Below are 25,020 nucleotides of genomic sequence, written 5' to 3' on the forward strand. Positions count from 1 at the left end.
ACCGGCTATATCTACTGCTCCGATACCCCGGAGAACGGCGGCTACGGCGAGGACCATGTCACCGCCTTTGACACCGGCGCCCTGGCCGTCATGGCCTTGGTCAACGGCCAGGTGGACGCCGTGGTCATCGACAACGAACCCGCCAAGAGCTTTGTGGCCGAGAACGAGGGATTGAAGATTCTGGACACTGAGTTCGCTGTGGAAGACTACGCCATCGGCCTTGCCAAGGGCAACACCGCCCTGCTGGAGGCTGTCAACGCCGCCATGGCGGAGCTGAAGGCCGATGGTACCTTCCAGGGCATTGTGGATAAGTATATCACCGCCGAGTAAAGAGACTGAAAAGGGCGGCCGGAGGGCCGCCCTTTTTCATCATGGAGAAAGAGAAAGGAGGCCCCCATGTTCCAATCGCTGACCGACTGGCTGATCCGCATCGGTCCCCGCCTGCAAAGGGCTTTCATTGAGGGCGACCGCTGGAAGCTCTACCTCCAGGGCCTGGGTACGACCTTGGAGCTGACCGTCATCGCCCTGATCTTCGGCGTACTGCTGGGGCTGGTGGTGGCCGTTATCCGCTCCGCCCACGACCAGCAGCGCCTGGGCCGGAAGAGGAATCCTCCGCTGGAGATTTTGAACGTGCTCTGCCAGATCTACACCACCGTCATTCGGGGCACCCCTATGCTGGTGCAGCTGTTCATCTGGACCTTTGTCATCTTCCCCGCCCAGCGCAACAAGGTGCTGGTGGCCTTTATCGGCCTGGGTGTCAACTCCGGGGCCTATGTGGCGGAGATCATCCGGGGCGGATTGATGAGCGTGGACGCGGGCCAGTCCGAGGCGGGACGTTCCCTGGGCTTGGGGTATTTTGACACCATGCGTTTCATTGTCATCCCCCAGGCGTTTAAGAACATCCTGCCGTCCCTTGGCAACGAGTTCATTACGCTGTTCAAGGACACCTCGCTGGCGCAGGCCATCGGCGGCGCGGAGATGCTGTACTATGCCAGCACCATCGGCGGCAGAACCTTCGACTATATGCCGCCGCTGATCGGCATCGCCGTGATGTACTTAAGCGTCGTCATTATTTTCACTTGGCTCCAGGGGAAGCTGGAAAGGAGGCTGCGGGAAAGTGATCGACGTTAAAAATCTATCCAAATCCTTTGGGGATCATCTGGTGCTCAACGACATCTCCCAGCACATCGATCCGGGGGAGAAGGTGGTCATTATCGGGCCCTCCGGCTCCGGTAAGTCCACGTTCCTCCGGTGCCTGAACCTGCTGGAGATCCCCACCCAGGGGACCATTACCTTTCAGGGTACGGTGATTACCGATCCCAAGGTGAAGATCGATCAGGTGCGCCAGCAGATGGGCATGGTGTTCCAGCACTTCAACCTGTTTCCCAACATGACCATCCGGAAAAACATCACTCTGGCTCCGGTGCGCACAGGCCTGATGAAGCAGGAGGAGGCCGACGCGCAGGCGGACACCCTGCTCCAGCGGGTGGGCCTGACGGACAAGGCGGACGCCTACCCCAGCCAGCTCTCCGGCGGACAGAAGCAGAGGGTGGCCATTGTCCGGGCTTTGGCCATGAAGCCCCAGCTGATGCTGTTTGATGAGCCCACCTCCGCCCTGGACCCAGAGATGGTGGGCGAAGTGCTGGACGTGATGAAGGAGCTGGCCCGGGACGGTATGACCATGGTGGTGGTGACCCACGAGATGGGCTTCGCCCGGGAGGTGGGCAGCCGTGTGCTGTTCATGGCCGACGGACTGGTGCTGGAGGAGGGGGCCCCGGAGGCGGTCTTCGGCAGTCCCAAGCATCCGAGATTGCAGGATTTCCTCAGCAAGGTTTTGTAAGAAGCAAAGCGGAGACCGCCTGCGCGGCGGTCTCCGCTTTTTCAGTGCAGGGGCTGAAAGGGCGTTCCCGTCAGCAGGTCGTGCCAGGTAAAAACGCCGTTCGCCAGTGTCATATAGCTGTGGGGCGTACCCTCCTTGGGCAGAGAAAGGGAGCCGGGATTCAGATAGGTGAAGCCATCGAGGTCCCGGCGCACAGGCAGGTGGGTGTGGCCGCAGAGGAGGAAATCCCCTGTTCTCAGAGGCGGCGGGTTGTCCGGACCATAGTTGTGGCCGTGGGTGGCGAAGATATTGAGGCCGTCCGCCGCCAGAAAGGCGTACTCCGCCAGCATGGGGAACTCCAGCACCATCTGGTCCACCTCGCTGTCGCAGTTGCCCCGGACGCACAGCAGCCGGTTTTTCACGCTGTTGAGCAGGGCGGTGACGGCCCGGGTGTCGTACTCCTCCGGAAAGTCGTTCCGGGGGCCGTGGTACAGCAGGTCTCCCAGCAGCACCAGCCGGTCCGCTCCCTCACGGTCAAGGGCCTCCAGCAGGGCGCGGCAGCACCGGGCGGAGCCGTGGAGGTCAGACGCGATCATCCATTTCATCAGATTCACTCCTTCGTGTATTTTGTGCCCGCATCCGGGAAGGAGGCCCTCACAGGCGGCGGACCATGATCCACTCCTCCTCCGTGCCGCGGAAAATCTCAAATCCCATCCGCCGGTACAGATTGGCGGCAGGGTTCGCCTTTTGGACGGAGAGGGAGACCTGTTTGTATCCGCCCTGCCGGAGCCGTGTGAGCATATGCTCCAGCAGGTTCGTCCCGATCCCCCTTCCCCGGTACGCCGGATACAGGGATATGGCGAGAGAGGGGGTCTCATCGTCCACATGGCCGTAATCATCCATGATCCGCGCCCAGACGGCGCCAACGGCCTGACCGCCGGCCTCCGCCATCAGGCACACATCACCGGGCCGGCTGCCGAACTCCCGGATATAGACCCGCAGCGCCTCCTCGTTGAGAATAGACCTGGGCGGAGGCGCCGTTCCCTCCGGAAGAAAGATGGCCTCGTATAAAAAATCCTCCAGAAGGGGCGATTCCGCCGGCCGCATATCCCGTATGGTATAACGCATCGCTGTCTTCCTCCCATGAGAATCCCCGGCGGAGTGTGCCCCGCCGGGGATTACTGCGCGTTACCGCCGCCTGCGTCCGCCCCGCTTGCCGTCCATGCTGCGGTTCAGGTCCGCCATCTTCCCCTCGGAGGAGGAGAGAAAGCGCTTGAGCTTGTCCTCAAAGGCCTGGTCGCCGGAGGGGGGCAGGGGCTTTTGTGCCGCCTGAACAGGATGGGGATGGTCCGGCTGCTGCGGAGCCGCCGGGCGGGGCGCCTGAAAGGGCCGGGGGCCCCGGGGCGCAGGACGCTCCTGAGGCGGCAGGGCCTTTTTGATAGAGAGGTTGATGCGCCCCTTCTCTGCGGAGAGGACCAGGACTTTTACCTCCTGTCCCTCCTGCAAAAAGTCGTGTACGTCGTTGACGAAGGTGTTGGCGATCTCCGAGATATGTACCAATCCGGATTTTCCGCCCCCCAGGGCGACAAACGCGCCGAATTTCGTGATGCTGGCTACCTTGCCTTCCAAAATACTCCCAACCTGAGGATCCATACTGCTGCTTCTTTCTCCTTCCAAAGATTTTTTCACACACATATTATGAAAAGAACAGGCCGGCTCCCGGCGTGGGGAAATCAAGAATTCCCGTCCGCCCGGTGCCGGTCAGTCTATTCCATCGCAAAGCACATACTCGCCGGGAAAGACCATGCCCAACTCGTTCCGGGCAATCTCCTCCATCTTTTCCTGATTGCCTCCGGCCGCAATATCGGAGGCCAGGGTACTATTTTCCTGGCGCATTACCTCTACCTGAGCGGCGAGAAGATCTTTTTCTGCCTGGGCGGCTTCCACCTGGCCCTGGAGACGGTACAGCTGCCAGCTGATGCCCAGCAGCAGAATCAGCAGCAGCGCCTTGGTCAGAGGACCGGCGCGGAGAATGCGGCGTTTTCTTTTTGCCGCCCGCTCTTTTTTGGACATTTCTGCTGCCTCCTCCCCGGGATGGACGCCTCCATCCGTTTTTTCTTATTGTATAGCATTTCCTCGTAAAATAAAAGAGCTTTTTTCCGTGAAGGGCAATTTTTTTGCAAAAATTTTTTGTCCACAGCACAGGCAGGGACAAAAGCCAAGCCAAATACGCCAGTGTATCGGCCCAAAAGGTCCAAACAGGACGCAGCAGCTCCGAGAATACGCCGAAAAACAACACCGTCCCGCCCAGTGCCCCCAGCACCACGAAACCCCGTAGCTGCCCGTCCGCCCCCCGCAGGAGGAAGAGGAATACGGCGATTCCGGCCAGGAGACAGTACAGGCTGTCCAGCAGCCCCGTCAGGCGGGGAAGACGGAGGCGGAAGGGCCGCAGCAGATCGTACAGCAGTCCGGTGCACAGGCCCAGGAGAATGGACTGCCCAAACACCAGCAGCTGGTGGGAGACCTGGTTTCCCATAGCCTATCCGAACAGGCGGCTGAAAAAGCCGCCCCGGCCGGCTCCGTCGTCCTCATAGGTCACGGAGTCCACCCGTCCCTCCACATGGAGTTCTCCGCCATCCAAAGACAGCTTCCCGATATGCAGATCCTCCCCGGTGACCACCAACGTTCCGGCAGAGGTGGACATGACGATGCCCGTCTCATCAAAGCGCTCCACATCCTCCACGCCGGAGACCGTCAGCCGCTCCCGGCCCACTAGCTCCAGCCGGTGGGCGGTTTGGGGCATAGAATTGTAATCATTCATACGGCGTCCCTCCCTGTCCCCACTATATGGGACGAGGCAGGGAACTATGACAAGATTTCAGCGCCCGATCTCCCGGTACAGCGTACTGGCGTCCGCCTGCCGCACGGTCTCCTGAACGGAGAGCACCTCCACTGTAATTGTCCGCACGCCGAACCGCAAAGAGATCTGATCCCCGGTCTTGACATCGTAGGAGGCCCGTGCGGGCTTGCCGTTGACGGTGACCAGCCCGTTGTCGCAGGCTTCATTGGCCAGGGTCCGCCGTTTGATGAGCCGTGAGACTTTCAGATATTTATCCAATCGCATAAGCGAAATTCCTCCCTAAAAAAACTGACAGTACTTCTCCCGCATCGTCAGCGCTCCCTCATCCCGCGTCCCGCGGACGACAGGGAAAGAGGCCCGGGGTTCCCCCGGTTCTTTTACCGGGGGCAAAAGAAGAATATGAAAATATTTTCAGCAGGATATGCCGAAAATACTTTGACCCTTTGCCCCTAGGGCAAACACACCAGTGACCGAAGTCACTGGTGTTAGAATCCGCCCCGATAGACGGAGCTGTCTTCTGGCCGCCCCCAGTCTCTCAACAGGGCAGGGGGAATAGCGGAGCCGGGCTTTGCCTGGCGGAGCGTAAAAGGGGGACGCAGTCCCCTCTTTATTTTGCAACGGTATCCTTCAGCAGTTTGCCGGCCTTGAACACAGGCAGTACGGTAGCGGGGATCTCAATTTCCTCCTTGGTCCGGGGATTCCGGCCGATGCGGGCGGCGCGCTTCTTGACCTCAAAAGAGCCGAAGCCGACCAGCTGGACTTTGTCGCCCTCTTTCAGAGCCTCGGTGATGGTGTCCAGCATAGCGGAGATAACCGCCTCGGTGTCCTTCTTGGAGACGTCGGCGGAAGCGGCAACGGCATTGATGAGTTCAGCTTTGTTCATTTGGTTGATCCTCCTAAAAAATCTTTTGTATTTCCATACATATTTATTTCTTAACGCGAATGCGTTTAAGACGGTTCCTTAACGCTGTTCCACAGCGCCACCAGCTCCGCCTCGGTGTGCTCCGGCAGGGGCTTGTCCGCCGCCGTTTCCACCCGGCGGAAGCGCCGGTCAAATTTGTCGCAGGCCAGATGCAGGGCCTCCTCCGGGTCCACGCCGGACATCTGGCCGATCTTGGCGGCGATGAAGAGCAGGTCTCCCAGCTCCTCCTGTACGCCGTGAGGCGCGTCTAATCCGCCGTCAGCCTCCAGGGCCTGGCGCAGTTCCCGGACCTCCTCCTCCAGCTTGCCAAGGGCGCTGAGGGCGCTGGCCCAGTCAAAGCCGGCTTTGGCGGTCTTGGAGGAGATCTTCTCCGCCCGCCACAATGCGGGCAGGGTGTGGGGCACGGATTCAATGGCGTCGGCTGTGGACCGCTGGCCCTTCTCTGTCCGCTTCAGCGACTCCCAATTGACCAGGACCTCTTCGGTGGTGTCTGCCTGGACGGCGCCGAAGACGTGGGGATGGCGGTACACCAGCTTCTTCGCTACGCCGTCTACCACATCGTCCATGGTGAAGCGGCCCTGTTCCACCTCTATCTGGGTGTGGAGGGCCACCTGCATCAGGATGTCTCCCAGCTCCTCGCACATGTCGTGGGGGTCGTCCCGGTCCAGGGCGTCCAAGACCTCATAAGTCTCCTCCAGAAAGTTCCGGCGGATGGACGCGTGGGTCTGCTCCCTGTCCCAGGGACAGCCGCCTGGAGCGCGGAGGAGCCTGGTGATTTCCAGCAGGTCCTCCCAGCCATAGCGGGCTTTACATTGAAAATCTACCATAGATTGCCTGCCTTTGCAAGTTTTTTTCCGTAAAGCATCAAATATTTCGGTTCTAAAGTGAAAAAAATTTCGGGAAAACGATTACATCTCATTTCAGCCGCAGCAGCCGCACCAGCTTTTCCCCGTAGGGGATGGACCGCACGTCCTCCGCCCGGAGGATGCGCAGGGCGACGACCAGCACGCCGTACACCGCCACGCCGGCCAGAATACCCGCCATAACGGCGATGGCGTTGGCGCCGTAAGCGGAGTGGCCGCCGGAGAGAGCCCGGTTGGCAAAGCCATATACCGCCCAGGCCGCGCCGCCCATCAGTATGGAGGCCGCCGCGGGCTTTGCAAACAGCTGGAGGTAGCGGGGCTTCTTGGCGGAGTATTTCCAGACAAAGAACAGATTCAGTCCCACGATGACCAGATAGCAGCACAGGGTGGAGATGGGGGCGCCGTGGATGTTGATGTCAGGATTCCCCACCAGGACATAATTCATTACGATCTTGGTGAGGCCGCCGGCGATGACGGTGAGGATGGGCAGCTTTTCTTTGCCATAGGTCTGCAAGATGGCGTTGGTCAAAATCATCAGGCAGATAAAAATGGTGGCAAGTCCCAGGATCTGCAGGTGAGGGCCGGCCGCCGTGGCGGCCTCCTGCCGCTTGGGCAGAATCAGGCGCATGATGGGCGTGGACAGCACTGAGAGACCCACGCCCGCCGGAATGGCCAGCACCGCGATGATTCGGAAGGCGGAGGAGATGATGCGGTCTGCCCTGGCGGTGTCCCGCTGGGTAATGGCCGCTGCGGCGAAGGGGATCAGGCTCATGGTGACAGGATAGACAAAGGAGGCCACCATGTTGGGCATATCCATGGCCATGCGGTATTGCCCGTTCAGCGCCGCCGCCTCCACCTCTGTCAGGAAGAGGGCGTTTTGAAGCCGGCCCATGACAATTTTAGTGTCAATGAGGTTGATGATGCCAAGGGCGGAGTTGCCCAGAGTAATGGGGACGCCGATGACCAGGACCTGGCGCAGGATGGCTCCGCTGGAGGAGGGGGCATCCAGGGACTGGGTCCTGCTGCGGTGGGTCAGCAGGTAGAGGACCAGGAAGCATACGGAGAGGATGGTGCCCGCGGTGACGCCGAAGATGGCTCCGGCGGCTACGCCGGCCATGTTGTCCTCCGCCGCGCTCTGGGCCAGGTGCAGGATATACCAAGCCAGGGGCAGGCCGATGCCTACCTTGCACAGCGCCTCCAGCACCTGGCTGATGGCGGTGGGAGTCATGTTTCCCTGGCCCTGGGTGTAGCCCCGCATACAGGCCAGCAGACATACGCAGAACACCGCCGGGGCCAGAGCCCGGATGGCCTGGGCCGCCATGGGATTTGCCTCAAAGGCGGCCAGCTGGTCCGCTCCGAAGAACATCAGGAGAGACCCCGCTACGCCCAGACCGAAGAACAGCCAGATGGCGGTGCGGAAGATCTTCCGCTTCTCGTTTTCCCGCCCCTGGGTGTGGGCCTGGCTGGTGAGCTTGGAGATGGCCAGGGGCAGGCCCGCCGTAGCGACGATGTTCAAAAAGTTGTAGATAAGATAAGCGGTGTCAAAATAGGTCTTGCCCACCTCGCCCAGGATGTTGTTCAGCGGCACTTTGTAGACCGCGCCGATGAGCTTGACGATGACTACGGCGGAGGCCAGAATGGCGGCGCCGCCCATAAAGGACTGTTTTTTTTCTTTGGACATGAAAATAGTACCTCGGATTTCTGAAAAAATGCGGGACCGGACAGAACTATCCTATTGCAGGCCAAAACGGTTTAGAAGCGGCGTCCAATGGCTGTGAATACTGTTATATCCGCTCCAGGCAGGCTTTTACCAGGGCGGAGAATCTGGGCGCGGCAGCCTCCGCCGCCTCCAGCACCTCCAGGCCGGAGAGGGGCTGTTGCAGTACGCCCGCCGCCATATTGGTGCACAGGGTGAAACCCAGGACCTGCATGCCGCAGTGGGCCGCCGCGATGGCCTCCGGCACGGTGGACATGCCCACGGCGTCCGCACCCAGGAGGCGGGCCGTCCGCACCTCGGCGGGGGTTTCAAACTGGGGGCCGGGGAAGTACATGTATACGCCTTGGCGCAGTGTGAGTCCCAGCTCCCCGGCGCTCTGCCGGGCGAGGTCCTGGAGGGCCGGGGTATAGACATGGCTCATATCCGGAAACCGGGGGCCGAACGCCTCAATGTTGGGTCCCGTCAGGGGACTGCCGGCGAAGAGCTTGATGTGGTCCGTGATGAGCATGATGTCCCCGGGGGTGAAAGCGGTGTTTACGGCCCCGGCGGCGTTGGTGACGACCAGCGTCTCCGCCCCCAGCAGCCGCGCGAGACGGACGGGATAGGCGGCCTCCTCCATGGACCAGCCCTCGTAGGTGTGGAGGCGGCCCTGCATCACGGCTGCGTTCTGGCCGCTGAGGCGGCCGAAGACAAACTGCCCCTTGTGATCCGGCGCGGTGGAGCGGCGCATATGGGGGACGTCCGCATAGGGGACCACAACGGGGCTTTCCACCGCATCCCCCAGAAAGCCCAGGCCGGACCCCAGGATCAGCAGCACCCGGGGACGGAAACCTCCCAGGCGAGCCTCCAGGACCCGGGCGCTCTCCTGATACTGGGCATAGCCCAGGGGGGCGCTCACAGCTTCCCTCCGCACTCCCGGCAGAAGACGTCGCTCTCCCGGACAGCCGCACCGCAGGTGGGGCAGACAGGGAACTGGGGCTGGCGGCCCAAGGCGTCGTTGATATCTGCCAGGCGGGCTTTCAGCGCGTCGATCTCCTGGAGCTTGGACAGCAGCTCCTGAGACTCCGTGGGGCTGCCGGTGTGGGTGGCGTAGACCATCTCGCCGATCTCCATCAGCTTGCGGTTGATGTCGCCCTCCACGGTGGCGGCCTGGACCCGCAGCTTGGCCGAGGACAGCAGGTCCTCCGCCATCTGCCCCGCGCCGTAGGCGGCGTCGGCGGCCAGGTCGCCCGCCTGCCAGGCGGTGCGCCGGACCAGTTCCAGCAGGTTTTGCAGCTTTTCGTTCATGGGGGATGTCTCCTTTCGTTTCTCAGTTGGCAGCGGCGGGGTTTGCGAAATAGGCGCTTCCGCCGATGAATTCCCGGGCCAGGGAGTCGGCGGCGATATACTTCTCATCCAGGGGTTCAATTTTCTCCAGGCCCCGGAGAATATCGCCCGCCACCGGGTACTTTCCGGCGGGCAGGTTCTCCAGCAGGGGCACCACGAAGGGTTTCAGGACGGAGACGCTGGTGGCCAGGGAGGAGTCAAACTTGATGTCCGCGCTCTCCTTGTAAGGGGAGATATACAGCCGCTCTCCCCGGCAGACATTGTCCCACAGCCTCATGGTGAACTCCGCGTCGGCACCCCGGAATTTGAAGTCCCGGACGATACGGCGGCAGAGCCGGAACCAGGCGTGCTGAAAGACCACGCTGCCGTCCTCGTCCACAATGTTGCTGCGGGCAGCGATGTAGAGCTTGAAGGCCCTGGGATTTTTGCCCACGATGATGTCGTTCAGGGCGTGGATGCCCTCGAACACGGCGATCTCATCGTCCCCCAGCTGCAGGGGCTGGGAGAGGATGTCGGAGCGCATCTGGCGGGCGAATTCAAACTTGGGCACGTGGATGGTCCGGCCCTGGTCCAGCATGGCGAAGTGGCGGTTCAGAAGATCGATGTCCAGACAGAAGGGAGACTCGTAGTCGATGGCCCCCTCCCGGGTCCGGGGGGCGGTCTCCGGGTCCACGGTGTTGAAGTAATTGTCCATGGAGATGGTGTGAGTCTGGATGCCCAGCTTTTTCAGCTGCTCCTCGATCTTCATGGCGGTGGTGGTCTTGCCGGAGCCGGAGGGGCCGGAGAGCAGCACGATGTGGGACTCTCTCCGGCGGGCGGCGATCTTCAGGGCGGCTTTTCTCACCTTCTCGGTGTAAACGGCGTCGCTCCGCTGGGCAAAGCCCTGGGGGTCGGTACGAATCTGCTGATTGATCTCCCTCAGGGAGTAGGACATGGGGGAGGGCCTCCTTTCGATCTGCTGGAAAATTCCTGAATCAGATGGGGAAGATTTTCTCATAGAAGGCGGCGAAGAACTGCTGGTTGGCAAGGCACTTCTCCGGACGCTCCGTGTATTCCTTGGGATATTTGAGGTTAAAGACCCGCTCGATGTGGTTGGTGCCCGGCTCCACCATCTTAGTGGAGCCGCCGGCGCCGAAGGACAAAATGGAACACAGCTCCGACATGATATAGATGTTATAGAGGCACTCCGCCTTGGGGCGGCACCAGCCGATGTTCTCAAAGCTGCCGGACATATATTTCTGGCGGTAGAGATAGTAGGGGCGGTGTCCCGCGCCGCGCAGCGCGGGAGCGGCGTAGTCCAGCATCTCCGCCACCGCCTCCGGCGCGGGAATGGAGAGCCCCTCCAGCAGGATGCGGCTGCCCTTTTTCAGCGCCAGGGTGTGGACGGTGACATTGTCCGTGCCGAAGGACAGACAGGCGTCCAGAGAGCGGCGGAAGCCCTCCGGGGAGTCCTCCGGGAGACCCGCAATCAGGTCCATGTTCACATGGGGGAAATTATATTTTGCCGTCAGCTCCATGGCCCGGGCAATATCTCCGGCAGTGTGGTTCCGGCCGATGGCCCGGAGGACGTGGTCCTCCATGGTCTGGGGATTGACGGACACCCGGGTGACGCCGTGGGCCTTTAAGACCGCCAGCCGTTCCGCTGTGATAGTGTCCGGCCGGCCGGCCTCCACGGTGATCTCGCCGCAGGGGGTGGTGTCGAAGGATTCCTCAAAGGCCGTGAGTACCTGGTCCAGCTGGCCGGCCGTCAGGGTGGTGGGAGTACCGCCGCCCATGTAGAGGACCCGGACCCGCAGACCCTGCCGCCGGACCATTTCGCCTCCGGCCCGAATTTCCCGGACCAGGGCGTCCACATAGGGGGCCATCAGGGGAAAGCTCTTTTCCACCGACTGGCTCACAAAGGAGCAGTAGGCGCAGCGGGTGGGGCAGAATGGGATGCCGATATAGACGGCGATGTCCCGGGGCTCCAGCCCCCGGGCGGCGTAAGCCGCCATGGCGCCGGTCTCAGACGCCAGCGCTGCCCGGGAGGGGGAGACGAAGTAGGTCTCCTCCAGCAGGGCCTGGGCCTCCTGGGGGGTCTTTCCCGCCTGGATGGCCCAGGCGGCGGGCTTGTCGGGCCGCACCCCTGTCAGCATTCCCCAGGGGGGCGGGGCGTCCAGAAGCTCCAGGGCCGCCAGGTAGAAGCAGGCGCCGATGGCGTGCCGCCGCTGGCCCTCCCGGTCAAAGTCCGGGCCGGAGAGGGATACGGTGAGAAAGGCGCTGTTTTTCCGGCCGCCGCAGGCGAGGTCCGTGGTGACCGTCAGGCGGCCGCCCGCCTCTTCCCGGCAGGCGATGACGGCCCAGCTCTCATCCCCGGGCCCAATGGGCTCATAGACCGGCAGTTCCCCCGGGAACAGATTCATCAGGCTCTGCTCCACAGTATACCGCTCGTCGTGGCCTGTTAGTACCAGCTTCATGGCTTAAATTCCGCTGCCCATGGCCTGGCGGAGGTAGGGATTCACCTGCCGCTCCCGGCTGAGGGTACTGTCCTCCATGTGGCCGGGCAGGACCCGGAGGTCTCCCTCCAGCTCTCCCAGCCGCCGCAGGGAGGCCAGGATCTTTGCTGTGTCCCCGCCGGGAAAATCCGTCCGTCCGCAGGAGCCGGCGAAAAGAGTGTCCCCGCAGAAGAGGAGGTCTCCGCAGCGCAGGGTCACGCTGCCCTCGGAGTGGCCGGGGGTGTGGAGGACCTGGAGCTCCAGGCCGCCCAGGGGCAGCCGGTTTCCCTCGCCGTAGAACTTCACGCCGGAGAGCTCCGTGCGCAGGGGAAACAGGGACGGGTCCGCATCGTGGTAGTCCCGCTCGTGGATATAGACCGTTGCCTGGGGAAAAGCCGCGGCCAGCTCCGCCGCAGCGCCGGTGTGGTCATAGTGGCCGTGGGTCAGCAGGATGTAGCGCACATCCAGCCCCTTCAGCGCCGCCAGAAGGCGGGGGGCGTCCCCGCCGGGGTCGATGACGGCGGCCTGATGAGCGGACTCATCCTCCAAAATGTAGCAGTTGGTGCCGATGGGGCCTACCTGCATCATACTGACTTTCATAATACCCCTCCTGTTCAGCCCAGCATGCCGGACATGTCCTCAAAGCCGGACAGATCCACAGCTTTGCGGTCGTAAGCGGCGCGGAAGAAGGGGATGACCTCCTCCACCGTCCGTATATCCCGGTCCCGGAGTCCCATTCCCTGTTCAGAGCCCCAGCCCACCTCCACCGTGTACCAGCCGGGATGCGGCCCTGCCCGGTTGACGGCGCTTTGGATGAACCAGTAATTTTGAGGGTCCTGAGGGTCCTTTTGCTCCAGGATGAGGAAGCTGTCCGGGTCCTCCAGGTTCAGCTCCCGCAGTTCGGAGACGATCATCTCCCAGGTGTCAAAGCCGGGCCAGAGCTCTCCGCCTGTGTTCAGGGTCCAGGGCCAGTTTTTATGGGGCTGCATGCCCTGCGCCTTTGGCTTGCTCCGGAAAAATAGTCCCATAGCGCATGCTCCTTTCTGCCGTGACGGCCGGTTCAGGGGGCCTCCGTGTCGAAGAGGATGGTCACCGGGCCGTCGTTGCGGGAGTCCACCTGCATGTCGGCGCCGAATTCGCCGTGCTCCACCTGGAAGCCCCGCTCCCGGCAATGGGCCATGAATTTCTCATACAGAGGAATGGCCAGGTCCGGTTTGGCGGCCTTGGAGAAGCCCGGGCGGCGGGAGGAGGTGTCGGCGTACAGGGTGAACTGGGAGACCACCAGGAGGCTCCCGCCCACCTGCTCCAGATTCAGGTTCATTCGTTCGTTCTCATCCTCGAAAATCCGGAGATTGCAGATCTTGTCCGCCAGCTTGACGGCGGTGTCCTCCGTGTCGTTGGGACCCACGCCCAGAAGGACCAGGTATCCCTGGCCGATCTGGCCGCAGGTCTGACGTTCAATGGTGACGGACGCGTGTTTCACGCGGGTGACGACAGCGCGCATAGAAACTCCTCCTAATCGTTAACCAGAGGGCCGGGTGACCTGGAGGACACCGGAGATCTGGTTGAGCTTGTTGATGATGGTATGCATCTGTTCGCCGTCCCGGACGCGGATCTCCATGCGGGCGATGGCGAAGCCGTCGTCCGTGCTGCGGCACTGGATGCCGGAGACGAAAGTCTTGGTGGTGGACAGCGCCGCGGACACATCCAGCAGCAGGTTCAGCCGGTCCTTGGCCACCACCTCCAGAGTGGTGGGGTAGCTCTCGTTGGTGTCGCTGCCCCAGGAGACCTTGATCCACCGGCCGGAGAGAGCCGGGTCCGCCCGGCGCTCCGGTGAGGCGTTGGGGCAGTCGCTGCGGTGGACGGACACGCCGTATCCCCGGGTGATGAACCCCACGATCTCGTCCCCCGGCACAGGGGTGCAGCATTTGGAGAACTTCACCAGACAGTTGTCCAGCCCCTCCACGATAATGCCCTGCTCACTTTTGACCTGTTTGGGTGAGGAGGACCGGGATTCCTCGGCCTTGGGGGCGTTTTCCAGGGTCTCGAGAGCCTGCTTTTCCGCCTGCTGCTTGGCGATGCGCTGGAGCTCTCCCTGCATCCGGCTCACCGCCTTCTGGGCGGTGAAGCCGCCGTAGCCGATGGCGGCGTACATGTCGTCCAAGGTGGGATAGGTGACCTTTTTCAAAAGGCCCGGCAGCCGGTCGGGGCCCAGCAGATCTTTCATGGTGAGGCCGCAGTGCTTGAGCTCCGCCTCGAAGGCGGCCCGGCCGTTGACGATGTTTTCGTCCCGCCGCTCTTTTTTGAACCACTGGCGGATCTTGCTGCGGGCCTCGTTGCTCTTGGCGATTTTTATCCAGTCCCGGCTGGGGCCCTTGGCGCCCTTGGAGGTCAGAATCTCCACGATGTCGCCGCTTTTCAGGGGGTGGTCAAAGGTAACAATGCGTCCGTTGACCTTGGCCCCCACCATGCGGTTGCCCACGGCGGAGTGGATGGCATAGGCAAAGTCGATGGGAGTGGCTCCGGCGGGCAGGTTCTGCACGTCGCCGTTGGGGGTGAAGACGAACACCTCGTCGGCGAACATGTCGATCTTCAGGGAGTGGATAAATTCCTCGGCGTCGGCCCCCTCCTGGTTTTCCAGCAGACGGCGGACCCATTCGTACTTTCCCTCGGCCCCGGCGCCCTGGCCGTTCTGCTTGTACTTCCAGTGGGCGGCCACGCCGTATTCGGAGACCTCGTGCATGTCCCGGGTGCGGATCTGCACCTCAAAGGGGATGCCGTCCGTGCCCATGACGGTGGTGTGAAGGGACTGGTAGCCGTTGGGCTTGGGGGTGCCGATATAGTCCTTGAACCGGCCCAGGAGGGGGGTGAAAATGTCGTGGACCACACCCAGGACGTTGTAGCAGTCCCCCACGTTGTCCACGATCACCCGGAAGGCGAAGAGGTCGAAAATCTCGTCCAGGTTTTTGTTCTGGCTGAACATCTTGCGGTAGATGCTGTAAGGGTGCTTCACCCGGCCGTAGACCAGGTGGGGGATGTCAAGTTCGTCCAGACGGGTTTCCACTTGGGCCCTGGTCTTCTGCATGAATATGTCGTATTCCGTCTTCTTGGCTTCCAGACGGGAGACAATCTCCTGGTATCCCACCGGGTCCAGGTATTTCAGCGACAGGTCCTCCAGCTCCCACTTCATCCGCTGCATGCCCAGCCGGTGGGAGATGGGGGCGTAGATCTCCATGGTCTCCAGGGACTTTTGCTTCTGCTTTTCCGGAGACTGGTACTCCATGGTCCGCATGTTGTGGAGCCGGTCGGAGATCTTGATGAGGATCACCCGGATGTCCTTGCTCATAGCGATGAGCATCTTCCGCAGGTTTTCCATCTGCTCGTCTTCCTTGGTGGCGTACTGAATGCGGGTCAGTTTGCTGACGCCTTCCACCAGGTCGGCGATGGTGGGAGAGAAGAGGCGGGACACGTCCGCGTGCTCAGCAGGGGTGTCCTCGATGACGTCGTGGAGGAGGGCGGCCTCGATGGACTCGCTGTCCAGCTTCAGTTCCTCCGCCACGATCTGGGCAACGGCCAGGGGGTGGATGATATAGGGTTCGCCGCTCTTGCGTTTTTGTCCGTCGTGGCACTTGTCGGCATATTCAAAGGCGGTGCGGATATGGGAGAAGTCCGCCGAGGGGTTGTACCCCCGGATGGTCTTTTCCAGGTGGTTGTACTGCTCCTGGATGGTCACGGCAGATCACCTCGATTCCGGTTGGCCCCGCCTGGGGCCAGGCGGGCGAGATAGGGACAGGCGGTGAGATCCACCTTCCCCTGGGTTGGGTTCAGGCTGGCCAGCAGGGTGTCCTCCTGGCGGGTGAGGGACAGCAGCCCCCGCTCGCGAAACACCGCCAGGGCCAGGGCGGTGCGGAGAAAGCTCTCGCTCCCGCCGGCCTCCGACGCCAGAAGGCGCAGATAGGGCAGCCAGGGCGCCTCGATCTTTCCGCGGCGCAGGCGGCGCTCCAGCACCACCCAGCAGGCGGCAAACTGCTCCCGGGAGGCCCGCAGGCGGCACTTTTCCTGGGCCGTCAGAGCCTTGTCCTCCAGCAGGCGGCCCAGAAGGTCCAGCGCCTCCGTTTCGTGGCGGCTGGGGGTCAGAGAGGGGCGGATGTCGATGAGCTGCAGCTGTAGGGAGGTGGCTCCACGGAAGGTGTTGGCCTGGAGGTAGAAGGCGGCGTCCACCCGGCTGCCCGCCGTCACGCCGCACTCCTCCGCCGTCACGGAGAAGAAAATGGCGTCAAGCCGGCAGGAACCCTTGGAGAGCCGGAATTTCAGATGCTTGCCCTGACCGACGCTCTGCACAGCGTCCACCGTGGCCCCCAGCAGGGCGAAGACGGGCCGAGGGTTGCCGGCGCCATAGGGTTCCAGCAGGCCCAGATGCTCCACCTCCTGGAGCGTTACGGCGGCGGGGCTGGTGATAGGGGCGTCCACCTCCAGAGAGGAGATGGGCAGCTCCCCGCCGGAGGCGGAGCGCACATAACGGTTCATCCGGGTACGGAAGGCGGCGATGTTCTCCTCGGGGATGGTAAACCCAGCGGCCAGCTCGTGGCCGCCGAAGCCGTCCAACAGGTCCGAGCAGGACTCCAGAGCCGCAAAGAGGTTGAATCCGCCGTAAGAGCGGCAGGAGCCCTTGCCCGTGCCCTCCCGCAGGTGGATCATAAAGCTGGGGCAGGAGTACTTTTCGCTCAGGCGGGAGGCCACAATGCCTACCACCCCCTGGTGCCAGCGGTCACTGGCCAGCACCAGGGCGCTGCGCTCCTCGTCCCGGAGGCGATCGATCTGCTCCACGGCATCGGCGCAGATGGCCTGCTCCACTGCCTGGCGCTCCCGGTTCAGCTCACACAGGGCCCGGGCCATCTCCTCTGCCCGGGCAGGGTCGGCGCACTCCAGCAGGTCGGCGGCCAGGTCCGCCGCGCCCATGCGCCCGGCGGCGTTGATCCGGGGGGAGAGGACGAAGCCGATCTGGATGGAGGTGATGGGCCTGCCCAGCAGGCCCGCCTCTTTCAGCAGGGCGTGGACGCCCACAAAGTCCGTGTGGGGCAGGGCCTCCAGCCCGCAGGAGACGATGGTCCGGTTCTCCCCCTCCATCCGCATGACATCGGCGATGGTGCCGATGGCGGCCAGGGTGCAGTACCGGGCGAACAGGGCGTCCTCCCGGCTCTCGCCGCCCAGGGCCAGCACCAGTTTCAGCGCCACCCCCACACCCGCCAGGTGCTTGAAGGGATAGGGGCAGTCGGGCCGGTGGGGGTCCACCACCGCTACGGCCCAGGGCAGGGTCTCCTTGCACTCGTGGTGATCGGTCACCACCACGTCCAGACCGATGGAGTTTGCAAAGTCCACCTCGTCGTTGCCGGTAATACCGCAGTCCACGGTGACCATCAGCGTGGCCCCCTGGTCCCGCAGGCCCTGGATGGCGTCTTTGGACAGCCCGTATCCGTCCTCGATCCGCCGGGGGATATACCGCAGGCACCTGACACCGCAGTTTTTCAGATAATCCATCAGCAGCACTGTGGAGGTAATGCCGTCCACGTCATAGTCGCCGAAGACGGCGACGGTCTCCCCCTCCGCTATGGCCTGCTGAATGCGCCCGACGGCCTTGTCCATGTCCTGCATGAGCATAGGGGAGAGAGTCAGCTTCCGCTCCCGATCCAGAAATTCCGCCGCGGACTCGGCGCCATCAACGCCCCGGGCGGCCAGCACGGTGGAGAGCAGGTAGGGATACCCCGCCTCCCGCAGGCGCTCTGCTGCCTGCGGATCGGGGGTCCCGATGTTCCATTTTTTAAATTTCACGTGTGTTGCGGGTCTCCTTTCCAAACTGGCGGCGGCGCACCAAACCTATTATAACTTTCTTATTATAACAGGAAAGGCGGGCCAGGTAAAGAAAAAATATCACAGAATCCAAGGTTTCCGCCGCTGGAAATCTTCCGCAAATTATAAAAGAAGTGCTTGCGTTTTCTCATGGAGTGTGGTATATTGCATATGTTAGTAATGTGGTAGTGTGGAGAGTGGACCTCAGGTCCGCTCTTTTTATTGGACTTTTTCGCATTCCTAAAAATTTGAAAATCAGCGAGATAATGGAGGCTATCTTCCATGAAAAAGATCACGGAACTCACCGCCGAGCTGGCCGCCCCCGCCATTGCGGAGAGCGGCTGCACCCTCTGGGATGTGGAGTACGTCAAAGAGGCCGGCACCTGGTATCTGCGGGTGCTGCTGGATAAGGAGGGCGGCGTGGACATTCTGGACTGCGAGTCTGTGTCCCGGAAGCTCTCGGACCTTTTGGACGAGGCGGACCCCATCGAGGGCAGCTACACCCTGGAGGTGGGCTCCGCCGGGGCGGAGCGGGCGCTGAAGCGCCCCGCCGACTTTGCCCGTTTTCTGGGCAGCCCCGTGCTGGTAAAGCTGTACCGCGCCCGGGAAGGGCGCAAAGAGTTTGCCGGGGTGCTGGCGGGGTACGACGAGGCCTCCGGGGACGTTGCCGTCACCGTGGGACAGGAGACGCTGTCTTTTTCCAAAAAGGAGACCGCCCTGGTCCGCCTGCGGGTGGAGTTCTGAGTACTGGAACCTCGAATTTTTAATGTTGAGTATATAGAACGAGAAAAAGGAGAGTCACGCCATGAGAGGCAAGAAGCAGAAAGAACCCGCAGGGATGAATCCTGCGGAGATCTTTGCCGCGTTAGAGCTGCTGGAAAAGGAGCGGGGTATTCCCCAGACCTTTATGATGGAGAAGATTATCCAGGCCATCACCACCGCCTACAAGCGGGACCACGAGGGGGTGGAGAACGTCATCGTGGATGTGGACGAGGAGCACCAGGACCTGAAGATGTTCGTCCAGAAGAACGTGGTGGACGAGGAGGACTATGTGGATCCCCCCAACGAGATGACGCTGGAGGAGGCCAAGGCCATCTCCGCCAGGTATGAGATCGGCGACGTGGTGAACATCCCCGTGGACAAGATGGAGTTTGGACGCATTGCCGCCGGAAACGGCAAGCAGGTCATCATCCAGGGCCTGCGGGAGGCCGAGCGGGGCATGGTGTACGACGAGTTCAACTCCAAGCAGCATGAGATCCTCACCGGCGTGGTCACCCGTGTGGACCCCCGGAATGGAAACGTCTCCCTGCGCATCGGCACCGGCACCGAGTCTACGGAGGCCCTGCTGATGAGCGGCGAGCAGGTCCCTGGCGAGGAGATGGCCGAGGGGATGCACGTCAAGGTGTATGTGGTGGATGTCCGCCGTTCCACCCGCGGGCCCCAGGTGCTGATCTCCCGCACCCATCCGGGCCTTGTGAAGCGCCTCTTTGAGCTGGAGGTCCCCGAGATCTTCGACGGCACCGTGGAGGTGAAGTCCATTGCCCGGGAGGCCGGCAGCCGCACCAAGATGGCGGTGTGGTCCAACGAGGAGAACGTGGACCCCATCGGCGCCTGCGTGGGCCCCAGGGGCCAGCGGGTGGCCGCCATTGTCGACGAGCTCCGGGGAGAGAAAATCGACATCATCAAGTACAGCGAGGACCCCGCCGCGTTCATCGCCGCCGCCCTGGCCCCCGCCGACGTGGTGGAGGTGCGCATGGCGGAAGAGGGGGTCAAGGCCTGCCGCTGCGTGGTGCCCGACGACCAGCTGTCCCTGGCCATCGGCAAGGAGGGCCAGAACGCCCGCCTGGCCGCCCGCCTGACGGGGTATAAGATCGACATCAAGCCGGAGAGCTATCAGGAGCCCGAGGAGGAAGAGGAGCCCGCAGAGGCTGAGGAGGCCCCGGAGAGCGTGGAAAATGCGGACTCAGCTGAAGAATAAATTCTCCGCTGGCCGCTGAGGCCATGGGGGGCCCGCACCCCGTGCGGGCCATTCCCCCGGACCTGCAGACCAGCCGGGACCTTACCATTGATTGGAGGCAGCCCTATGTCAAAAGTGAAAAAAATTCCCCAGCGGCAGTGCGTGGGCTGCCGGGAGATGAAGGATAAAAAGTCCCTGCTCCGGGTGGTGAGGTCTCCGGAGGGCCAGGTGAGCCTGGACTTCGGCGGAAAGAAGCCGGGGCGGGGTGCCTATGTGTGCCCGTGTCTCGCCTGCCTCCGGCGGGCCCGGAAATCCCGGGCGCTGGAGCGGGCCTTTGAGACAGCCATTCCACCGGAGGTCTACGACTCCATGGAGGCGGAACTGCGAGGTGCGGATGGACAATAAGAGGATACTCTCCCTGCTGGGACTGGCCCTCCGGGGCGGCAACCTGGCAGTGGGAGAGGAGCCGGTGGAGGCCGCCGCCCGGGCCAGGGACGCCCGGGTCCTGCTGCTGGCCGCCAACGCAGCGGCGGGCACCCGCCGCAGGGCGGAACACTTTGCCCAGGCGGGCCAGTGCCTATGGCTCTGTGTACCATTTACAAAAGAGGAGCTGGGCACGGCTCTTGGCCGCGCCTCCGTGGCTCTGACCGCAGTGACGGACACCGGCCTTGCCAATGCCGTCGTCCACCGTCTGGCGGAGGGCGACCCCGCCCGGTACAGTGAGGCTGCCGCCCGGCTGGAGGTCAAGGCCCGGCGGGCGGAGGAGAGAAGGGCGGAGCGTGTGACCCATGAGAAGAATGCCCGCCAGGGGAAGCGAAAGCCCGGAAAGATACCAGAGAGCCCCCCAAAAAGGACCGTCTCCGCGGAAAGGCGGGCGGCTCCGTCCCAGGGAACCGGCTCCCGTCCTGCCGCCAGGCGCGGCCGTCCCAGACCGGGGGCAAGGGCAAAGCCCTATGCCCACAGCCACCCTGTAAAAAAGGGCAAGGGCTCCTTCCGCAAGCGGGAGGATTGAGAAGCTGTATTCACAGGCGTTGAACGCCGTCCGGACGGGTTTTTGGCATTGTTCTTCATCAAATTTTCTTGAAAGATATTCAGTATTCCCGCAAAAATTTGTTTCGACCGGCGCGGAAACCCCTCACACATCCAGCATTCCTTACCTATGAGTACAGTTTCTGAGTTTCATTAAAATTTCCCAGCCCCCGGGTTGGAGCATAACGAGGTGTTTTGATTGGGTATTGAAAAATACAGGGTCCATGAGGTGGCGAAAGACTTTGGCCTTCCCACCAAGACCATTACCGAAATCCTGACAAAGTATGTGGCCGCGCCAAAAAACCACATGCAGGTCCTGACGGATCACGAACTGTCCGTGATCTTTGACTACCTGACCCAAAAAAATCCGGTCTCCAGCATCCAGGATATCTTTGCCGATGTTCAGAAAAAAAGGGAGGAGAAATCTGCTGAGAAACCGGCCCAGCAGCCAGCTTCTGGCCAGCAGCCAGCTGACCGTCAGCAGGGCAAGGGACAGGCGGCCTCCGGCAGGCCCGGCCAGCCGGGACAGCGGCCCCAGGGCGGCGGTCAAAAGCCGGCTTCCGGCCAGCAGCCGAAGGCCGGGGGACAAAAGCCCGGTCAGCAGTCCGCCGCATCCGGTCAGAAACCGGCCGGCGGCCAGCAGCCCGCTTCGGGTCAGCAGGCCGCTTCAGGGCAGCAGCCAGCTTCCGGTCAGCGGCCCGCCAGCCGCGTGCCCCAGAAGAAGATCGTGGATACCCGCAAGGGCGGCGACGTGAACCTGGCCAAGTACGACGAGCGCCTGGAGACCCTGGGCGGCCAGCGGGGCGAGCGGATGCAGCAGCAGCGGGGCGGCAAGGAGAAATTCCGCAACAACGGCCAGCGCCGGGGCGGTATGACCTTCTCCAACAAGCGCCGCCAGGACGAGGCGGAGAAGATGCGCCGTCTCCAGCTGGAGATTGCCAAAAAGGCCCCCCTAAAGGTCCAGATTCCCGATGAGATCAGCGTGGGCGAACTGGCCTCCCGCATGAAGAAGACCGGCGCGGAGGTGGTCAAGGTGCTGATGAAAAACGGCATCATGGCCTCTCTGCCCCAGATGATCGATTTCGACACCGCCTCCTTCGTGGCGGAGGAGATGGGCTGCAAGGTGGAAAAAGAGGTGGTCGTCACTATTGAGGAAAAGCTCATTGACGCCACTGAGGACCGTCCCGAGGACCTGGTGCCCCGGGCCCCCGTGGTGGTGGTCATGGGCCACGTGGACCACGGCAAGACCTCCCTGCTGGACACCATCCGCAATACCTCCGTTGCCGCCGGAGAGGCCGGCGGCATCACCCAGCACATCGGTGCCTATCAGGTGCAGGTGAACGGCAAGCCCGTCACCTTCCTGGACACGCCGGGCCATGAGGCGTTTACCTCCATGCGCGCCCGGGGCGCCATGATTACGGATATTGCCATTTTGATGGTGGCGGCGGACGACGGCATCATGCCCCAGACCATCGAGTCCATCAACCACGCCAAGGCCGCCGATATCCCTATTATCGTGGCAGTGAACAAGATTGATAAAGAAAATGCCAATCCCGACCGCGTTATGCAGCAGCTGACCGAGCACGGCCTGGTGCCCGAGGACTGGGGCGGCGAGACCATCTGCTGCAAGGTCTCCGCCAAGAAGAATATCGGCATTGAGAACCTGCTGGAGAATCTGGTGCTTCTGGCGGAGATCCAGGAGCTGAAGGCCAACCCCAACCGGGCGGGCCAGGGCACGGTCATCGAGGCCCGCCTGGACAAGGGCCGTGGTCCTGTAGCCACCCTCCTGGTGCAGAACGGCACTTTGAAGCAGGGCGATATCATTATTGCCGGCACCGCTGTGGGCCGTGTCCGCACCATGCTGGACTATAAGGGCAACCGCCTGACAGAGGCCGGTCCCTCCGTCCCCGTGGAGATTGCGGGCCTCAGCGAGGCCCCCACCGCAGGCAGTCCCTTCTTTGCCGTGGCCGATGAGCGCATGGCCCGGACGCTGGTGGAGCAGCGCAAGGCCGAGGAGAAGGCCAAGGCGCTGGCCCCGGTTCAGAAAGTCTCCCTGGAGAACCTCTTTGACCAGATCCAGGCGGGCGAGCGCAAGGAACTGGCCCTCATCGTCAAGGCCGACGTTCAGGGCAGTGTGGAGGCCGTGAAGGCCTCCTTGGAGAAGCTCTCCAACGACGAGGTCAACGTCCGGGTAATCCACGGCGGCGTGGGCGCGGTCAGCGAGTCTGACGTAATGCTGGCCTCCTCCTCCAACGCCATCATCGTGGGCTTCAATGTCCGCCCCGACGCGGCTGCCCGGGACAGCGCCGCCCGGGCCAACGTGGATATGCGGATGTACCGGGTTATTTACGACTGCATTGACGAGATCACCGCCGCCATGAAAGGTATGCTGGCGCCCAAGTTCCGGGAGGTGGTCCTGGGCCACGCGGAGATCCGGCAGACCTACAAGGTCTCCAGCGTGGGCACCGTGGCGGGCTGCTATGTGCAGGACGGCAAGATCGTCCGGTCCTGCTCCGTCCGCGTGGTGCGGGACGGCATTGTCATCCACGAGGGCCAGCTGGCCTCCCTCCAGCGGTTTAAAGATGCCGCCAAGGAGGTTGCCAGCGGGTATGAGTGCGGTATGACCATTGAGAAGTTCAATGACATCAAAGAAGGGGATATTATCGAAGGGTATACCATGGAGGAGATTCCCCAATAAGTGCGCATAATAGGGGCGGCGGCTGTGCCGCCGTCCCTTTTTACACGGTCTGTACGGGGGGAAGAGGGTCCCCTGCCAAGGGGGACCAAAAGGAGGTATTTTTATGTCAAGCAACCGAATTGGCCGCATCAACGAGGAGATCCAGCGGGAACTCAGTGAGCAGTTCCGCCGCCTGAAAGACCCCCGCGTCTCCCAGGTGGGCATGGTCTCCGTCACCCGTGTGGATACCACCGGCGACTTGCGCTATGCCCGCGTCTATGTCAGCGTTTTGGACAAGTCCCAGGAGAAGGATGTTCTCAAGGGCCTGAAGTCCGCCTCCGGCTTCCTCCGCCGGGAGCTGGGCCGCGCCCTCCAGCTGCGCTATACGCCGGAGCTCCAGTTTATCGGCGACGACTCCATCGCCCACGGCGCCCATATCCTGGAGGTCCTGCGCCAGGTGGAGCGGACAGACGAGGCCCGGGGCGGGCCGGAGGCGGAGGAGTGAACCATGCTGACTGTCTCTGAGGCCGCCGCCCTGCTGCGGAGCTTTGATAACGTATTGATCCTCACCCACGTCCGTCCGGACGGGGATACCGTGGGCTGTGCCGCCGCGCTGTGCGCGGGGCTTCGGGGACTGGGCAGGACGGCTTATCTCCTGCCCAATCCCGGCCTGACGGATACCACAGCGCCCTATTTCGCGCCCTATGCCGCCCCGGCTGACTTCCTTCCGGAAAAGGTGGTCTCCACGGACATTGCCGCGCTGTCCCTTCTGCCGGCGAATGCGGAGATGTACCGGGACCGGGTGGATCTGGCCATAGACCACCACCCCTCCTTTGAGGGCTTTGGCCGGGCCAATATTGTCCGGGCGGAGGCCGCCGCCTGCGGGGAGCTGCTGTATGATATTCTGAAGGAGCTGGGGCCCATCACGCCGGAGATCGCCCTGCCGCTGTATGTGGCCGTCTCCACGGATACCGGCTGTTTTGCCTACGCCAACACCACTGCGGAGACCCACCGGGTGGCGGCGGCGCTGATGGAGACGGGCATCGACTGCCGGACCGTGAACAAGGTGTTCTTCCGCACCAAGACCCGGAAGCGGATGCAGCTGGAGGGGGCTATGCTGAGTGCCTGTGAGTTCTACGACCGGGGTCGGGTAGCGGTCCTCTCCGTGCCGCTGGCCCTGATGGAGCAGTTCCAGGCCGCGGAGGGCGACGCCGAGGATCTGTCCGCCCTGGGGGGCCAGATCCAGGGGGTGGACTGCGCCGTCACCATGCGGGAGCTGCGGCCGGACGTGTGGAAGCTGTCCCTGCGTACCGGAGACCGGGTCAACGCAACCCGTGCCTGCGGTCTCCTGGGCGGCGGAGGCCACGCGGCGGCGGCAGGCTGCACTGTGGAGGCCCCCTGGGCGGAGGCCAAGCGGCAGATTCTGGACGCAGTGGCCCAGGTGGCGCCGGACTTTTTGAGATAGGAGTGAGGAGACAGGAGATATCGGGAATTGCAGACAACGCTCTATCTCATATCGCCCATCTCCC

The 25,020-nt window shown here is 62.6% G+C and carries 28 protein-coding genes and 1 pseudogene; 10 read left to right on the forward strand and 19 right to left on the reverse strand.

Translation table 11 applies throughout. The features are described from left to right. The 3 genes from QZ326_RS00840 to QZ326_RS00850 form a co-directional block, all read left to right on the forward strand. The coding region (locus tag QZ326_RS00840; protein ID WP_295740247.1) for a transporter substrate-binding domain-containing protein at positions 1–330 on the forward strand (330 nt) is incomplete at its 5' end. A gap of 66 nt (positions 331–396) precedes the next feature. Beyond that, positions 397–1,131 (forward strand): amino acid ABC transporter permease, encoded by a 735-nt coding sequence (locus QZ326_RS00845; RefSeq protein WP_295740250.1) that lies wholly within the window; start codon positions 397–399, stop codon positions 1,129–1,131. Continuing rightward, on the forward strand, positions 1,118–1,840 hold the full coding sequence (locus tag QZ326_RS00850) for an amino acid ABC transporter ATP-binding protein (RefSeq protein ID WP_295740253.1): 723 nt from the start codon (positions 1,118–1,120) through the stop codon (positions 1,838–1,840). The genes QZ326_RS00845 and QZ326_RS00850 overlap by 14 nt, the downstream gene beginning before the upstream one ends. 41 nt (positions 1,841–1,881) lie before the next feature. On the opposite strand, the gene yfcE is transcribed toward QZ326_RS00850, so the two are convergent. From yfcE to recJ, 19 genes and pseudogenes are all read right to left on the reverse strand, one after another. Continuing rightward, positions 1,882–2,424: a phosphodiesterase gene (gene yfcE, locus QZ326_RS00855; RefSeq protein ID WP_295740255.1), complete on the reverse strand. Its 543-nt coding sequence runs from the start codon at positions 2,422–2,424 to the stop codon at positions 1,882–1,884. 49 nt (positions 2,425–2,473) lie between these two features. Further along, positions 2,474–2,947, reverse strand: a complete 474-nt coding sequence (locus QZ326_RS00860) for a GNAT family N-acetyltransferase (RefSeq protein WP_295740257.1) — start codon at positions 2,945–2,947, stop codon at positions 2,474–2,476. Positions 2,948–3,007: 60 nt separating this feature from the next. Then, entirely contained in the window at positions 3,008–3,472 is a 465-nt protein-coding gene (locus QZ326_RS00865) for a S1 RNA-binding domain-containing protein (RefSeq protein WP_295740260.1), read from the reverse strand. Between the two features lie 108 nt (positions 3,473–3,580). Then, on the reverse strand, positions 3,581–3,892 hold the full coding sequence (locus tag QZ326_RS00870) for a septum formation initiator family protein (protein ID WP_295740263.1): 312 nt from the start codon (positions 3,890–3,892) through the stop codon (positions 3,581–3,583). A 211-nt stretch (positions 3,893–4,103) separates the two neighbouring features. After that, positions 4,104–4,355: pseudogene (yabQ, locus tag QZ326_RS13335) on the reverse strand (spore cortex biosynthesis protein YabQ); the annotation flags it as partial. Between the two features lie 3 nt (positions 4,356–4,358). Next, positions 4,359–4,640: a YabP/YqfC family sporulation protein gene (locus tag QZ326_RS00875; RefSeq protein ID WP_295740266.1), complete on the reverse strand. Its 282-nt coding sequence runs from the start codon at positions 4,638–4,640 to the stop codon at positions 4,359–4,361. Positions 4,641–4,697: 57 nt separating this feature from the next. Further along, positions 4,698–4,943: an RNA-binding S4 domain-containing protein gene (locus QZ326_RS00880; protein WP_295740268.1), complete on the reverse strand. Its 246-nt coding sequence runs from the start codon at positions 4,941–4,943 to the stop codon at positions 4,698–4,700. A gap of 343 nt (positions 4,944–5,286) precedes the next feature. Continuing rightward, the gene (locus QZ326_RS00885; RefSeq protein WP_295740271.1) at positions 5,287–5,562 is read right to left on the reverse strand and encodes an HU family DNA-binding protein; all 276 of its coding nucleotides are present in this window, start codon (positions 5,560–5,562) and stop codon (positions 5,287–5,289) included. Positions 5,563–5,627: 65 nt separating this feature from the next. Beyond that, entirely contained in the window at positions 5,628–6,428 is an 801-nt protein-coding gene (gene mazG, locus QZ326_RS00890) for a nucleoside triphosphate pyrophosphohydrolase (RefSeq protein ID WP_295740274.1), read from the reverse strand. Between the two features lie 88 nt (positions 6,429–6,516). Next, positions 6,517–8,145, reverse strand: coding sequence for a polysaccharide biosynthesis protein (locus QZ326_RS00895; RefSeq protein WP_295740278.1), 1,629 nt, complete (start codon positions 8,143–8,145; stop codon positions 6,517–6,519). Positions 8,146–8,248: 103 nt separating this feature from the next. Further along, on the reverse strand, positions 8,249–9,079 hold the full coding sequence (locus tag QZ326_RS00900) for a purine-nucleoside phosphorylase (protein WP_295740281.1): 831 nt from the start codon (positions 9,077–9,079) through the stop codon (positions 8,249–8,251). Beyond that, positions 9,076–9,468: a zinc ribbon domain-containing protein gene (locus tag QZ326_RS00905; protein WP_295740283.1), complete on the reverse strand. Its 393-nt coding sequence runs from the start codon at positions 9,466–9,468 to the stop codon at positions 9,076–9,078. Before QZ326_RS00905 ends, QZ326_RS00900 begins: the two co-directional genes overlap by 4 nt. Before the next feature lie 22 nt (positions 9,469–9,490). Beyond that, a complete protein-coding gene (locus QZ326_RS00910) occupies positions 9,491–10,441 on the reverse strand; it encodes a uridine kinase (RefSeq protein WP_295740285.1) in 951 nt (316 codons plus the stop codon). Between the two features lie 40 nt (positions 10,442–10,481). Further along, complete coding sequence (gene hemZ / locus QZ326_RS00915) at positions 10,482–11,963, reverse strand: coproporphyrinogen dehydrogenase HemZ (protein ID WP_295740288.1); 1,482 nt, start codon at positions 11,961–11,963, stop codon at positions 10,482–10,484. A 3-nt stretch (positions 11,964–11,966) separates the two neighbouring features. After that, a complete protein-coding gene (locus tag QZ326_RS00920) occupies positions 11,967–12,581 on the reverse strand; it encodes an MBL fold metallo-hydrolase (RefSeq protein ID WP_295740291.1) in 615 nt (204 codons plus the stop codon). 14 nt (positions 12,582–12,595) lie between these two features. Next, positions 12,596–13,009, reverse strand: a complete 414-nt coding sequence (locus QZ326_RS00925) for a hypothetical protein (RefSeq protein WP_295740293.1) — start codon at positions 13,007–13,009, stop codon at positions 12,596–12,598. Between the two features lie 32 nt (positions 13,010–13,041). Next, positions 13,042–13,485, reverse strand: coding sequence for a D-aminoacyl-tRNA deacylase (dtd, locus tag QZ326_RS00930; protein WP_295740295.1), 444 nt, complete (start codon positions 13,483–13,485; stop codon positions 13,042–13,044). A gap of 18 nt (positions 13,486–13,503) precedes the next feature. Beyond that, positions 13,504–15,714 (reverse strand): bifunctional (p)ppGpp synthetase/guanosine-3',5'-bis(diphosphate) 3'-pyrophosphohydrolase, encoded by a 2,211-nt coding sequence (locus QZ326_RS00935; RefSeq protein WP_295740298.1) that lies wholly within the window; start codon positions 15,712–15,714, stop codon positions 13,504–13,506. After that, a complete protein-coding gene (gene recJ, locus QZ326_RS00940; RefSeq protein WP_295740302.1) occupies positions 15,711–17,810 on the reverse strand; it encodes a single-stranded-DNA-specific exonuclease RecJ in 2,100 nt (699 codons plus the stop codon). The genes QZ326_RS00935 and recJ overlap by 4 nt, the downstream gene beginning before the upstream one ends. Positions 17,811–18,110: 300 nt before the next feature. Here recJ and rimP point away from each other — a divergent pair, with 300 nt between their 5' ends. The 7 genes from rimP to QZ326_RS00975 all read left to right on the forward strand — a co-directional run bounded on the left by rimP (position 18,111) and on the right by QZ326_RS00975 (position 24,956). Beyond that, positions 18,111–18,572 carry a ribosome maturation factor RimP gene (rimP, locus tag QZ326_RS00945; protein WP_295740305.1) on the forward strand — a complete coding sequence of 154 codons (462 nt, stop codon included), beginning with the start codon at positions 18,111–18,113 and terminating at the stop codon, positions 18,570–18,572. A gap of 61 nt (positions 18,573–18,633) precedes the next feature. Then, entirely contained in the window at positions 18,634–19,806 is a 1,173-nt protein-coding gene (gene nusA, locus QZ326_RS00950) for a transcription termination factor NusA (RefSeq protein WP_295740308.1), read from the forward strand. Positions 19,807–19,911: 105 nt separating this feature from the next. After that, positions 19,912–20,190, forward strand: a complete 279-nt coding sequence (locus QZ326_RS00955) for an RNase P modulator RnpM (protein WP_295740311.1) — start codon at positions 19,912–19,914, stop codon at positions 20,188–20,190. Further along, positions 20,174–20,797, forward strand: coding sequence for a 50S ribosomal protein L7 (locus QZ326_RS00960; RefSeq protein ID WP_295740314.1), 624 nt, complete (start codon positions 20,174–20,176; stop codon positions 20,795–20,797). Before QZ326_RS00955 ends, QZ326_RS00960 begins: the two co-directional genes overlap by 17 nt. Before the next feature lie 216 nt (positions 20,798–21,013). Further along, a complete protein-coding gene (infB, locus tag QZ326_RS00965) occupies positions 21,014–23,512 on the forward strand; it encodes a translation initiation factor IF-2 (protein WP_295740317.1) in 2,499 nt (832 codons plus the stop codon). A 103-nt stretch (positions 23,513–23,615) separates the two neighbouring features. Continuing rightward, positions 23,616–23,996, forward strand: coding sequence for a 30S ribosome-binding factor RbfA (rbfA, locus tag QZ326_RS00970; protein WP_295740320.1), 381 nt, complete (start codon positions 23,616–23,618; stop codon positions 23,994–23,996). A 3-nt stretch (positions 23,997–23,999) separates the two neighbouring features. Beyond that, a complete protein-coding gene (locus QZ326_RS00975) occupies positions 24,000–24,956 on the forward strand; it encodes a bifunctional oligoribonuclease/PAP phosphatase NrnA (RefSeq protein WP_295740322.1) in 957 nt (318 codons plus the stop codon). The last annotated feature ends 64 nt before the right edge of the window (positions 24,957–25,020 follow it).

It is taken from the genome of uncultured Oscillibacter sp. (genome assembly GCF_910587525.1).
Classification (GTDB): domain Bacteria; phylum Bacillota; class Clostridia; order Oscillospirales; family Oscillospiraceae; genus Oscillibacter.

Excerpts from the sequence above, each read along its gene's own strand:
- QZ326_RS00845 (WP_295740250.1), top strand. The coding sequence starts at position 397 with ATGTTCCAATCGCTGACCGACTGGCTGATCCGCATCGGTCCCCGCCTG.
- yfcE (WP_295740255.1), bottom strand. The coding sequence starts at position 2,424 with ATGAAATGGATGATCGCGTCTGACCTCCACGGCTCCGCCCGGTGCTGC.
- QZ326_RS00860 (WP_295740257.1), bottom strand. The coding sequence starts at position 2,947 with ATGCGTTATACCATACGGGATATGCGGCCGGCGGAATCGCCCCTTCTG.
- QZ326_RS00865 (WP_295740260.1), bottom strand. The coding sequence starts at position 3,472 with ATGGATCCTCAGGTTGGGAGTATTTTGGAAGGCAAGGTAGCCAGCATC.
- QZ326_RS00870 (WP_295740263.1), bottom strand. The coding sequence starts at position 3,892 with ATGTCCAAAAAAGAGCGGGCGGCAAAAAGAAAACGCCGCATTCTCCGC.
- QZ326_RS00875 (WP_295740266.1), bottom strand. The coding sequence starts at position 4,640 with ATGAATGATTACAATTCTATGCCCCAAACCGCCCACCGGCTGGAGCTA.
- QZ326_RS00880 (WP_295740268.1), bottom strand. The coding sequence starts at position 4,943 with ATGCGATTGGATAAATATCTGAAAGTCTCACGGCTCATCAAACGGCGG.
- QZ326_RS00885 (WP_295740271.1), bottom strand. The coding sequence starts at position 5,562 with ATGAACAAAGCTGAACTCATCAATGCCGTTGCCGCTTCCGCCGACGTC.
- mazG (WP_295740274.1), bottom strand. The coding sequence starts at position 6,428 with ATGGTAGATTTTCAATGTAAAGCCCGCTATGGCTGGGAGGACCTGCTG.
- QZ326_RS00895 (WP_295740278.1), bottom strand. The coding sequence starts at position 8,145 with ATGTCCAAAGAAAAAAAACAGTCCTTTATGGGCGGCGCCGCCATTCTG.
- QZ326_RS00905 (WP_295740283.1), bottom strand. The coding sequence starts at position 9,468 with ATGAACGAAAAGCTGCAAAACCTGCTGGAACTGGTCCGGCGCACCGCC.
- QZ326_RS00910 (WP_295740285.1), bottom strand. The coding sequence starts at position 10,441 with ATGTCCTACTCCCTGAGGGAGATCAATCAGCAGATTCGTACCGACCCC.
- hemZ (WP_295740288.1), bottom strand. The coding sequence starts at position 11,963 with ATGAAGCTGGTACTAACAGGCCACGACGAGCGGTATACTGTGGAGCAG.
- QZ326_RS00920 (WP_295740291.1), bottom strand. The coding sequence starts at position 12,581 with ATGAAAGTCAGTATGATGCAGGTAGGCCCCATCGGCACCAACTGCTAC.
- QZ326_RS00925 (WP_295740293.1), bottom strand. The coding sequence starts at position 13,009 with ATGGGACTATTTTTCCGGAGCAAGCCAAAGGCGCAGGGCATGCAGCCC.
- dtd (WP_295740295.1), bottom strand. The coding sequence starts at position 13,485 with ATGCGCGCTGTCGTCACCCGCGTGAAACACGCGTCCGTCACCATTGAA.
- rimP (WP_295740305.1), top strand. The coding sequence starts at position 18,111 with ATGAAAAAGATCACGGAACTCACCGCCGAGCTGGCCGCCCCCGCCATT.
- nusA (WP_295740308.1), top strand. The coding sequence starts at position 18,634 with ATGAGAGGCAAGAAGCAGAAAGAACCCGCAGGGATGAATCCTGCGGAG.
- QZ326_RS00955 (WP_295740311.1), top strand. The coding sequence starts at position 19,912 with ATGTCAAAAGTGAAAAAAATTCCCCAGCGGCAGTGCGTGGGCTGCCGG.
- rbfA (WP_295740320.1), top strand. The coding sequence starts at position 23,616 with ATGTCAAGCAACCGAATTGGCCGCATCAACGAGGAGATCCAGCGGGAA.
- QZ326_RS00975 (WP_295740322.1), top strand. The coding sequence starts at position 24,000 with ATGCTGACTGTCTCTGAGGCCGCCGCCCTGCTGCGGAGCTTTGATAAC.